Annotated in this window: 9 protein-coding genes and 2 pseudogenes; 4 read left to right on the top strand and 7 right to left on the bottom strand. The window is 70.1% G+C overall.

Going from position 1 to position 10,538, the window contains the following annotated elements; all coding sequences use genetic code 11:
- On the bottom strand, nucleotides 1–629 hold a 629-nt coding region (locus tag ACIBJF_RS49245; RefSeq protein WP_399184417.1), incomplete at its 3' end, for an IS630 family transposase.
- 143 nt (nucleotides 630–772) lie between these two features.
- On the opposite strand from ACIBJF_RS49245, the gene ACIBJF_RS49240 reads away from it, so the two are divergent.
- Nucleotides 773–2,254: an IS1182 family transposase gene (locus ACIBJF_RS49240; RefSeq protein WP_399184419.1), complete on the top strand. Its 1,482-nt coding sequence runs from the start codon at nucleotides 773–775 to the stop codon at nucleotides 2,252–2,254.
- Between the two features lie 151 nt (nucleotides 2,255–2,405).
- Here ACIBJF_RS49240 and ACIBJF_RS49235 read toward each other — a convergent pair whose 3' ends face one another.
- The 5 genes and pseudogenes from ACIBJF_RS49235 to ACIBJF_RS49215 form a co-directional block, all read right to left on the bottom strand.
- On the bottom strand, nucleotides 2,406–3,209 hold the full coding sequence (locus ACIBJF_RS49235) for an acyl carrier protein (protein WP_399184416.1): 804 nt from the start codon (nucleotides 3,207–3,209) through the stop codon (nucleotides 2,406–2,408).
- Between the two features lie 48 nt (nucleotides 3,210–3,257).
- Nucleotides 3,258–3,407 (bottom strand): annotated as a pseudogene (locus ACIBJF_RS49230) (polyketide synthase dehydratase domain-containing protein); the annotation flags it as partial.
- Nucleotides 3,394–5,025 (bottom strand): acyltransferase domain-containing protein, encoded by a 1,632-nt coding sequence (locus ACIBJF_RS49225; protein ID WP_399184418.1) that lies wholly within the window; start codon nucleotides 5,023–5,025, stop codon nucleotides 3,394–3,396. The pseudogene ACIBJF_RS49230 and the gene ACIBJF_RS49225, both read right to left, overlap by 14 nt.
- 111 nt (nucleotides 5,026–5,136) lie before the next feature.
- Nucleotides 5,137–5,349, bottom strand: a pseudogene (locus ACIBJF_RS49220) (hypothetical protein); the annotation flags it as partial.
- On the bottom strand, nucleotides 5,346–6,425 hold the full coding sequence (locus ACIBJF_RS49215; protein WP_399184415.1) for a beta-ketoacyl synthase N-terminal-like domain-containing protein: 1,080 nt from the start codon (nucleotides 6,423–6,425) through the stop codon (nucleotides 5,346–5,348). The pseudogene ACIBJF_RS49220 and the gene ACIBJF_RS49215, both read right to left, overlap by 4 nt.
- 72 nt (nucleotides 6,426–6,497) lie before the next feature.
- Between ACIBJF_RS49215 and ACIBJF_RS49210 the strand changes: the two genes are divergently transcribed.
- Entirely contained in the window at nucleotides 6,498–7,304 is an 807-nt protein-coding gene (locus ACIBJF_RS49210) for an AMP-binding protein (protein ID WP_399184414.1), read from the top strand.
- A 14-nt stretch (nucleotides 7,305–7,318) separates the two neighbouring features.
- Here the strand turns inward: ACIBJF_RS49210 and ACIBJF_RS49205 are convergent, their stop codons facing one another.
- Nucleotides 7,319–8,056, bottom strand: a complete 738-nt coding sequence (locus ACIBJF_RS49205) for a TetR/AcrR family transcriptional regulator (RefSeq protein WP_356316751.1) — start codon at nucleotides 8,054–8,056, stop codon at nucleotides 7,319–7,321.
- A gap of 166 nt (nucleotides 8,057–8,222) precedes the next feature.
- On the opposite strand from ACIBJF_RS49205, the gene ACIBJF_RS49200 reads away from it, so the two are divergent.
- Together ACIBJF_RS49200 and ACIBJF_RS49195 are read left to right on the top strand one after the other, a co-directional pair.
- The gene (locus ACIBJF_RS49200; RefSeq protein ID WP_399184413.1) at nucleotides 8,223–9,917 is read left to right on the top strand and encodes a DHA2 family efflux MFS transporter permease subunit; all 1,695 of its coding nucleotides are present in this window, start codon (nucleotides 8,223–8,225) and stop codon (nucleotides 9,915–9,917) included.
- Nucleotides 9,918–10,022: 105 nt separating this feature from the next.
- Nucleotides 10,023–10,415 carry a cold shock domain-containing protein gene (locus tag ACIBJF_RS49195; protein WP_365334298.1) on the top strand — a complete coding sequence of 131 codons (393 nt, stop codon included), beginning with the start codon at nucleotides 10,023–10,025 and terminating at the stop codon, nucleotides 10,413–10,415.
- Nucleotides 10,416–10,538 lie beyond the last annotated feature (123 nt).

The raw sequence follows: 10,538 nt of genomic DNA, 5'->3' as shown, positions 1-10,538 counted from the left end.
CGCACGTAGTCGTGAGTACGGCGCTCGGGCATGCCCGGCATCATCGGCAGCACCGGGGCCGACCGGTCCAGCGCCTGGATCTGCGTCTTCTCGTCCACACACAGCACCAGCGCATGCTCGGGCGGGGCGAGATACAGGCCGACCACATCGCGGACCTTCTCGATGAACTGCGGATCCTTCGAGAGCTTGAAGGTGTCCACCAGGTGCGGCTTGAGGCCGAAGGTCCGCCAGATACGCGTGATGGCCGACTGGGAGAGGCCCACTTCCTTGGCCATCGACCGCGTCGACCAGTGCGTGGCGTCCTTCGGCGTGGTCTCCAGTGTCTTGACGACCACTTCTTCCACCTGGGCGTCGATGATCTTCCGGGGGCCGCCCGGGCGTGGCTCGTCGGTCAGGCCCTCGAGCCGGTCCCGCACAAAGCGGGCCCGCCACTTGCTCACCGTGTGCTCCTCGACGCCGAGCAGGGTGGCAACGTCTCTGTTCAGAGCGCCGGTTGCGCACTCCAGCACGATCCGGCACCGCAGGGCCAGGGCCTGCGAAGACGTCCGACGCCTGGCCCAGCGGCTCAACGTCTCACGCTCGTCATCGGTCAGCACCAGCTCGGCCTTCGGCCGTCCCGTCCTCGCCACCCGGCCATCATGCCGAACCACCGAGGACTTATGCAGCGAATTCCCGACTCAGGACGCTAGGAGCGTGTCCCAGTAATCGGCAACCCGCTTGCGGTTCGTGATCATTCATGCGGGATGATCAGGGTATGCGCGGTGGGGATGGGTTGTTCGAGGTCGAGCCGGGTGAGAAGAAGCAGCCGCAGGGCCGTCCGGCGGCGGTGGACAAGACGTTCCGGGCGTTCGACCCGCATCAGGTCTTGCTGCTGCCGCCGTCGCTGGACGATTGGCTGCCCGAGGACCATCTGGCCCGGTTCGTCGCGGACCTGGTCGATGAGGTACTCGACCTCTCCCCGGTCCTGGCCGACTACACCGAAAAGCGCGGCTACCCGCCCTACGATCCGCGGCTGATGGTGCGGCTGCTGATCTACGGCTACACCACCGGGGTGCGCTCCTCGCGGGCGATCACGCGTAAGTGTGTCGATGACGTCGCGTTCCGGTTCCTGGCCGCCGACCAGGCTCCGGACTTCCGCTCGATCGCCCGGTTCCGCCGCCGCCACCTGGACGCGCTCGCCGGCCTGTTCCTGCAGTCGCTGCACCTGGCGCAGAAACTAGGCATGGTCAAGATAGGCCGCGTCGCGCTGGACGGCACCAAGCTGGAGGCCAGCGCCTCCAAGCACAAGGCGATGAGCTACGGCCGCCTGATCGGGAAGGAAGAGCAGATCGAAGCCGAGATCGCCGGCCTGGAGGCCACGGCCCGGTCCCTGCTGGACGACGCCGAAGCAGTCGATACCGCCGAAGATGCCCGGTTCGGCGTGGACGGCAAAGAGGCCGACCTGCCCGCCGAGCTGGACCGGCGTGAGAAGCGCCTGGCCAGGCTGCAGGCCACCCGCGCGCAGATCGAGGCCGAGGCCGCCGACAAGGCCCGCGCTCACGCCGAGGACACCGAACGCCGCCGTCAGGAGCGCGCCGGGACCAGCGACGAGCGGGCCGTCACCGACGCGGGCGAGCAGGCAGCAGCCAAGGCCCGGCCCAAGCCCAAGGCGCAGGCCAACTTCACCGACCCCGACTCGCGGATCATGAAGAACGGCGACGGCGCCTACATTCAGGCCTACAACGCCCAGGCCGTCGTCGATGAAAAGCATCAGGTCATCACGGCCGCCGACATCACCACCAACGCCTCGGACGCGCTGAACTACACCCCGATGCTCGATCAGTCCGCGCAGAACACCGGCGTCCACCCCAAGCAGGCCCTCGTCGACGCCGGCTACTGCTCGGAGACCAACCTGGAAGCCGCCCAAGAGCGCCACCTCGCCTGCGGCACCGACACGTTCATGGCCACCGGCCGACTCGGCCACGACAAACAGGTCCCGCCCGCACCCCGCAGACGCATCCCCGCCAGCGCCACCCTCAAGGAGCGCATGGCCCGCAAGCTGCGGACCAAGCCCGGCAAGGCCGCCTACAGCCGCCGCAAAGCCATCGTCGAACCCGTCTTCGGCCAGATCATGACCTGCCACAACGGCCGCCAACTCCTCCTGCGAGGCGAGGACGGAACCCGCGGCGAGTGGCGACTGCTGGCCGCCTGCCACAACCTCCGCAAGATCTTCCGACACGCCGGAACCGCAGGACTCGCCGCCCTGGCCGGCTGACCAGCCGGCCACACCGGCCTCAGCGGGCCGAAATCCCCCTCCGACCGACCCGCCCATCGGCCCCACAGGCGCTGACCGGGCGACCACGACCGATCCCGCCCATCACGACCTCCCGGCCAGTTGCCCGTTACCGAGACACGCTCCTAGCCGGTCACCCGCCGCTGAGTTCCGCGTCGAGCACCGCGAACAGCTCGTCGTCACTGGCGTCGTCCAGGGTGGCCGCCGCCGCGTCACCGTCCGCGTCCGGCGCGGTCCGCGACCGCCACCGCTGCACCAGCGACTCCAGGGCTGCCTGGATCGCCTCCTGCTCCTGCGGCGTCGGCGAGGCGCTCGCCAGCAGTGCGTCGAGCCGGCTCATCCGCGCCAGCAGGGCGTCCGCGCCGTCCTCCCGCGCCGGCCGCAGCTCCGCGTCGAGCCGGTCCGCGGCACTCCGCGCGGTGGGGTGGTCGAAGACCAGCGAGCTCGGCAGCGACAGCCCGGTACGCCGGCTCAGACGGTTGCGCACCTCGACGGCGGCCATCGAGTCGAAACCCAGCTCGGAGAACGCCTTGTCGGGGTCGACGGACTCGGCGTCGGAGTGCCCCAGCACCTGCGCCACCTGCTCCCGCACCAGCTCCAGGAGCAGTCGGATCCGGGTCTCGTCGTCCTGCTCGCGCAGTTCGCGAACGAACCGCTCCGGATCGCCGTGCCGGGCGCGCCTGCGCCGCTCCCCCGATCGCCCTTCGCCGCCGTCCTCCGCCTCCGGGAGCGGTTCCCCGGCCACCGGAGCCTCCGGCAAAGGTACGGGCTGCAGGCTCACCGAGTCGGCGTACGCCACCGGTCGCCCGGAAACGGTCGACACGCTCAGGCCTTCCGCCGTGAAGGCCATCCGCAGCGCGGACGGCGACTCGTCCGACTCCCACCGCAGGCCGCGCCACGTGGCACCGACCGGCGCACTTCCCGGCTCGGCCGCCATGTCCACCGCCAGCAGCTGGCACAGGCCGTCCAGCAGCGCAGGGTGGATCCGGTGGCCGTCGTTGTCGACGTCGTCCGGCAGAACGACCTCGACGAACAGCTCACCCTCGCGCTGCCAGGCCGCCTGGACGGTCTGGAACTGCGGCGCGATGCGGTGGCCCTGCCGCGCGAGGCGGTCGTAGAGCTCATCCGGATCCAGGGCCTCGGCTTCTTGTGGGGGCCAGGTGGTGAGGTCGGGGGGGAGGGAGCGGTGCCGGCGGGGGTGGTGGCTGTGGGGGTGGTCGGGGTGGTGGTGGTCGGGGTGGTCGGGGCGGTGGCTGTGGTGGTGAGGGTGCCGGTGGCGTGGGTGGTCCAGGACGTATCCGGGCCCGGCGCCTGCGCCGCCTCCCCGGCCGGGCGGGAGTGAAGCTCACCTCCGCCCGCTCACCGGCAGCCGTCACCTGCACCTGCACCTGCACCTGCACCTGCACCTGCACATCCACCTCCCCCGCCTCCGGCAACACCAACGGCCGGCCCACCACCAACTCACCGATCCCGTCATAACCGGCCACGTCCGCCGCGTGCAGCGCCATGTCCACCAACGCAGCCCCCGGCACCAACACCCGCCCGGCCACCCGATGCCCCGCCAGCCACGCCTGACGCCCCACACCCAGCCGCCCGGTCAACACCGTCGCCACACCATCCGCCGTGGACACCGCCGCCACCAACAACCCATGCCCGGCCTCCCGCAAACCGGCCGCACCCACCCCCACCACACCCGACCCCACCGGAGCCGACAGCCAGTACCGGCGGCGCTGGAAGGGGTAGGTGGGCAGGTCCAGGTGACGGGCGGGGGCGGGGGCGGGCAGGTGCCAGTCCACCGGAACGCCCGTGGTGTGCAGGGTGGCCGCCGCGGTCAACAATGTGGTGGCGGCGGGATCCTCGTGCGGCTTACGGGGGCGGCGCATCAGGGGGGCGAAGACCAGATCGCCGGTCTCCTCGTCCAGGGTCTGGCGGGTCAGCGCGGTCAGCACCGCCTGCGGGCCCACCTCCACGAAACGGGTCACACCCAGCTCCCGGGCGGTACGGACGCCGTCGGCGAAACGCACCGGCTGACGCACATGCCTCACCCAGTACGCCGGGTCCGTCAGCTCCTCTGACACCGGCTGACCGGTGACGTTCGAGACCACCGGGACAGCCGGCTCTCGGTAGGTGAGAGAGGCGACCACCTCGGTGAACGGCTCCAGCATCGGCTCCATCAGCCGGGAGTGGAAGGCGTGCGAGACCGACAACCTCGTCGCCCTTATCTCCCGCTCCTCGGCGCGCGCCTGCACCGTCTCCAGGTCCTCCACCACCGCGGAAACCACCACCGCGGCCGGTGCGTTGGCCGCGGCGATGTCCACCGCCAGGCCGGCGATCAGCACCTCGGCCTGCTCAATGCTGGTGGCCAGGGCGAGCATGCCCCCGCCCGCAGGAAGGGCCTGCATCAACGCCCCCCGCGCCGCCACCAGACGCGCCGCATCCTCCAAGGACAACACCCCGGCCGCATACGCGGCGGAGATCTCACCGATGGGATGCCCGAGCAGCACGTCGGCGGTGATGCCCCAGTGGCGCAGTACGGCCACCAACGCCGCCTGCACGGCGAACAGACCGGCCTGCGTGAACACGATGGCATCCACCAGCGAGGCATCCTGGCCCCAGATCACCTCACGCAGCGGCCGCTCCAGATGGGTATCGAGAGCCGCGCACGCCTGGTCGAACGCCTCCGCGAACACCGGGTTGGCGGCGTGCAGTTCCCGGCCCATGCCCAGCCACTGCGAGCCCTGACCCGTGAACAACCACCCCGTCCGACCAGAGGACACCCGGCCGACAACCGCACCCGTCCCGTCCGACGCAAAGGCGGACAGGGACCCGATCGCCTCCTCACGGGATGCAGCCACGACCACAGCCCGGTGCTCAAGCCCAGCCCGGCCATGCACCAACGCCGAAGCCACCTCCGCGACTTCAACGTCCTCCCGCTGGGACCACCAATCCGCCAGCCGCCCGGCCGACTCGGCCAGCGCCTCCGGCGTACGCGCCGACAAGGCCACCGCCACCGGACCGACCACCGGCTCCGGCCCATCAGCGGACTGCTCGGACTCAGCGGCCTCTTCCAGGATCACATGCGCATTGGTCCCGGAAATACCGAACGAGGACACCGCAGCCCTGCGCGGCCGGTCCCCCACCCCGGCCACCCGCGGGCCTCGGTCAGCAACTCCACCGCACCCGCCGACCAGTCAACTTGCGACGACGGCGCATCCACATGCAGCGTCCGCGGCATCACCCCATGCCGCATCGCCTCCACCAACTTGATCACACCGGCCACACCCGCAGCCGCCTGCGCATGACCCAAATTAGACTTCAGCGAACCCAAATAGAGCGGAACATCCCGGTCCTGCCCATACGTTGCCAGCAGAGCCTGAGCCTCGATCGGATCCCCCAGCCGCGTCCCCGTACCGTGCCCCTCCACCAGATCCACATCCGCCGCCGCCAGACCGCCGTTGGCCAGCGCGGCCCGGATCACCCGCTGCTGCGAAGGACCGTTCGGCGCCGTCAGACCATTGGACGCACCGTCCTGATTGACCGCCGAACCCCGCACCACCGCCAGCACCGGATGACCCAACCGACGCGCATCCGACAACCGCTCGACCAGCAGCAGACCCACACCCTCGGACCACCCGGTCCCGTCGGCCGCGTCCGCGAAGGACTTGCAGCGGCCGTCGGCCGCCAGGCCCCGCTGCCGGCTGAACTCCACGAACGTCTCCGGCGTCGACATCACCGTCACACCACCGACCAGCGCCAGCGAGCACTCACCCGAGCGCAGCGCCTGCGCGGCCAGGTGGAGGGCGACCAGGGACGACGAGCAGGCCGTGTCGATGGTCATCGACGGGCCCTCGAAACCGAAGACGTAGGACACGCGGCCGGAGGCGACGGCTCCGGTTGCGGTGTTGTGGGGGTAGTCGTGGTACATGACGCCGGTGAAGACGCCGGTGTCGCTGCCCTTGAGCGCGACCGGGTCGATGCCTGCGCGCTCGAACACCTCCCAGGACGTCTCCAGCAGCAGCCGCTGTTGCGGGTCCATAATCAGGGCCTCGTTGGGACTGATGTCGAAGAAGTCGCCGTCGAACAGGTCGGCGTCGTGCAGGAAGCCGCCGGTGCCGACGTAGGAGGTGTCCGGCAGGGTGCCGGTCGGGTCCACCAGCCGGGCGCTGTCCCAGCCGCGGTTGCCGATCGCGGTGGTGATGGCCTGGGCGAGGGTGTGGGTGTCAGCGTGCGGTTCTCGACGCCGAGCGCCATATCCCTGGTGCGGCGCACCGGCAGGCTGACGCCCGGCTCCCTGTCGGGCCTGCGCTGGAGCTTCTTCGCCGGCAAGGCGCTCAAGTGCGGCGATGTCGAGGACTGGCACCGGGCGGCGGACCACAGCATCATCGAGAACCTCTACGGCCCCACCGAGCTGACCATCACGATCAGTGCGCACCGGTGGTCGGCGCAGATCTCCGGCGAACTCGCGGTCAACGGGGTCGTCCCGATCGGCGCCGTCCACGAGGGGCATCTGGCCCGGCTGCTGGACGACGACGGCCAGGAGAGCCGGCACAGCGGCGAACTGTGTATCAGCGGCCCGCAGTTGACCCCTGGGTATCTCGATCCTGCGGACGGCGAGGGGCGGTTCTTCGTCGAGGACGGACGCACCTGGTACCGGACCGGCGACCGGGTCGTGCGCACCGCCGACCAGTACAGCTATGTGGGCCGGCTGGACTCGCAGGTGCAGCTCAAGGGACTGCGGGTCGAGCTGGCGGAGGTCGACAACGCGGCGCGCTCCTGTCCGGGGGTGACCGACGCGGTGGCGGTGGCGCGGCCGGCCGACACCTCTTTGGAGCTGGTGGTCTTCTACGCCGGGGAGCGCGTTGCCGCGGCGAGCCTGCTGAAGCATCTGCGGAGCCTGCTGCCGAGCGGCGCGCTGCCGCGCGAGTTCCGGCACGTCGAGTCGTTCCCGCTCAACTCGAACCGGAAGACCGACCGCAGGGAACTGGCCCGGCGGGCCCAACTGCCGCCCCAAGCGGAGGAGTCGGGCCCGTAGCCGGTTTCCGGGACTCAGGAGTGAGGGGCCGCGGGACGCTCGCGGTCCCTCATCGCCTGGCGTTCGGCGATGCGGACGCCGATGCCGTCGAGGACGACGCGCAGGCCGAAGGCCGGGCCGTTGTCGTCGGCGGGGTCGAAGGCGCCGGAGGACATGGCGTCGAGCAGCGCCGGGTAGCGGTCGCCGTGCTTGCGGACCAGCTCGGCGATGGCGCTGCCCCACTGTTCGTTGGACAGGCTGGAGGTGTGACCGGAGGGGGCGTTTCCGGCGTACTGGACCCAGCTGCGCACGTGTCCGTTGACGGCCACGACGGCGTCGGTCTTCTCGCTGCCGCTCAGGGCGGTGTCGCGCAGCGCGGACACCGCGGATTCCAGCCAACCGAGTTCGTTCGGCCCCATGGCCCGGCCGAACGTCGCCGCCAGGACGGCCCACGGGTGGTCGTTGAGGACCATCAGGTAGCAGTGCGCCCAGACCTCGAGCTTGGCGCGCCAGTCGCCGACGGAGTCCTCGAGCACCGGCGGGTCGCCGAGGGCGGCGTCGATCATGAGGCTGACCAGCTCGTTCTTCCCGGGCAGGTAGCGGTACAGCGACATTGTGCTGAAGCCGAGCTCACCGGCCACGCGTTGCATCGACACCGCCGAGAAGCCCTCGCGGTCGGCGATGTCGATCGCGCATTCCACGATGCGCTCGACGGAGAGCGCCGGCTTCGGCCCGCGAGCCGAGCGCTCCTGTCCGCCCCAGAGGAGCTCCAACGTCCTCGAGAAGTCATCGGCTCTGTCCTGTTTCGACACAGACACTCCAGTCGTCGAGCACGGAGCGATTGACCACCCCGCCATTCTGCGTATAGCTTACACAAGTGAGTACGGCATACACAGTTACCGTCCTCGTCCGACCACGCGTTGAACCGGAGACACTCTGATGGTTACCTCCCCCACCGCGCCCCGCCTAGACGCTCCCCCGCAACTGGGGGGCCGCCGTTGGGTGGCACTCGTGGTGATCTGCATGGCCGCGTTGCTGCTGAGCGTCGACCTTACCGTCCTGCAACTCGCCATCCCCTCGCTCATCAAGGACCTCAAACCCACCTCCAGCCAGATCCTGTGGATCGCGGACATCTACGGTCTGGCGCTCTCCGGTCTGCTGGTCACCATGGGCAACATCGGCGACCGGATCGGCCGCAAGAAGCTGCTGCTGGCAGGGTCGTTCTCGTTCGCCGCCGCCTCGGTGCTGTGCGCCTACGCGGACTCGCCCAGCTGGCTCATCTTCGGGCGGGCGCTGCTCGGTGTCGCCGGTGCGACGGTCTACCCGACCACGCTCTCCATCATCCGCAACATCTTCACCGACCCCAAGGAGCGCACCACCGCCGTCGGCATCTGGGCCTCCATGATCAGCGGCGGTATGGCCATCGGGCCCATCGTCGCCGGACCGCTGCTCAACAGCTTCTGGTGGGGCTCGGTCTTCTTGATCAATGTCCCCATCATGGTACTGCTGTTCTCGGTGGCGGTCTTCGTGGTCCCCGAGTCCCGCAGCCCGCTGCCGGGCCGTATCGACCCCGTCAGCGTCGTGCTGTCGGTCATCGGTGTCGTCGGCATCGTCTACGCCATCCAGGAGTCGGTGCACGACGGCTTCACGGACACCCGGGTGCTGACCGCCACGGCCATCGGCGTCGTCGCACTGGTGCTGTTCGCACTCAAGCAGGTCCGCATGGCGCACCCGCTGATCGACGTCAAGCTCTTCACCAACGCGGCGTTCTCCGGGGCCGTGGCGTCGAACACCTTCGCCCTGTTCGCCTTCATCGGTACGACGCTGCTGCTCAGCCAGTACTTCCAGCTGGTGCACCAGTGGTCACCGCTGAAGTCGGGCCTGGCCATGCTGCCCCCGGCCGGCGTGGCGATCGTGGTGGCCCCAATGATCGGCATGCTGGTGCCGAAGATCGGCCGGGCCAAGCTGTGCTGCTTCGGACTCGGCGTGGGCGCCGTCGCCATGGCCTTCTACAGCACCCTGAAGGCCGACACCGGCTACGGCATCGTGATCATCCCCATCATCCTGCAGGCGATCGGCGCCGTGTCGACGTTCACCGTCACCTCGGACACCATCGTCAACAGCGCGCCCAAGGAGCGCTCCGGCGCCGCGTCCGCGCTCGCCACCACCGCGGCCGAGCTGGGCGGCGCGCTGGGCATGGCGGTGCTCGGCACCATCCTCAACAACCGGTACACCCACACGCTGGAACTGCCCCAGGGCACCCCGGCGCAGGTGGCGAGCGCGGCCCGCGACTCCCTCGGCGGAGCCCTCCAGGCCGCCGCCGCACTTCCCGCCAAGACGGCCTCCGCCCTCCTCGACGCGGCCGACGCCGCGTTCATGCGGGGCCTGCACTCCGCCGTCCTGGTCAACGTGGTGCTGCTCGCCGTGGTCGCGATCACGGCACTGATCACGCTGCGCCACGCGCCGGCCACCTATCCCGAGGACTACGAGGAGGAGTTCCCCGGCCTGAGCGAGTACCTGACGAACCACGGGGAAGAAACGGCGGCCGGGCTCGACGGCGGCACCGCGACCACGGCCGCCGCCGCCCGGCAGGGCGACGTTCCCCCGAACGCCGACCTGCGGCCGGGGACCTGACCAGGGGCGCTCAGGCGCGACGTCCCTGTCGGTCCCCATAGACACGGCGACCACGACACCGACGACACAGAAAGCGCGGAACCCCCCATGCCTGTAGGTCGAGTAGTGAGCTTCGACAGCGTTCACGGCTACGGCTTTGTCAGCCACCCCTCAGGCGAGGACGCCTTCATGCACGCCAACGACATCCTCCGCGACCGGCACCTCATCGCTCCAGGGGTGCAGGTCGAGTTCGAGGAGACCGAGAGCGAGCGGGGTCTGCGGGCCGTCAACGTGCGGCCGCTGACCCGGGTGCCGGCCACCCAGGCCGACGGCCCGTGCCAGGACGGCCCGCGGACGGCGTCCCATTCCGCGGCCGGGACGATGACGTCGGCCGAACTCCTGCAGGAGTTCACCGACGTCATCATCTCGGGCGCCCCGTCGGTGACGGCGGCCCAGATCTCCCGGCTGCGGGAGCGACTGCTGACCGTGGCCCGCAGCCACGGCTGGGTGCACGACTGACCCGGCCGTGGCCCGGGGCGAGGACACCCCCTAGAAGTGCACTGAAAATCTTGCAGGTTGGGCGGTTCCGTTGTGGTGGGGCGGCCCGCCCTGCAGTCAGTCGGTGGCTGGGGCGAGGGTCCA

The sequence above is a fragment of the Streptomyces sp. NPDC050743 genome (genome assembly GCF_044456925.1).
Classification (GTDB): Bacteria; Actinomycetota; Actinomycetes; order Streptomycetales; family Streptomycetaceae; genus Streptomyces.
Note: the sequence above shows the minus strand (reverse complement) of the source record. Positions and strands in the feature narration are given on the sequence as shown.

Excerpts from the sequence above, each read along its gene's own strand:
- ACIBJF_RS49200 (WP_399184413.1), top strand. The coding sequence starts at position 8,223 with ATGGTTACCTCCCCCACCGCGCCCCGCCTAGACGCTCCCCCGCAACTG.
- ACIBJF_RS49235 (WP_399184416.1), bottom strand. The coding sequence starts at position 3,209 with ATGGCGGCCGAGCCGGGAAGTGCGCCGGTCGGTGCCACGTGGCGCGGC.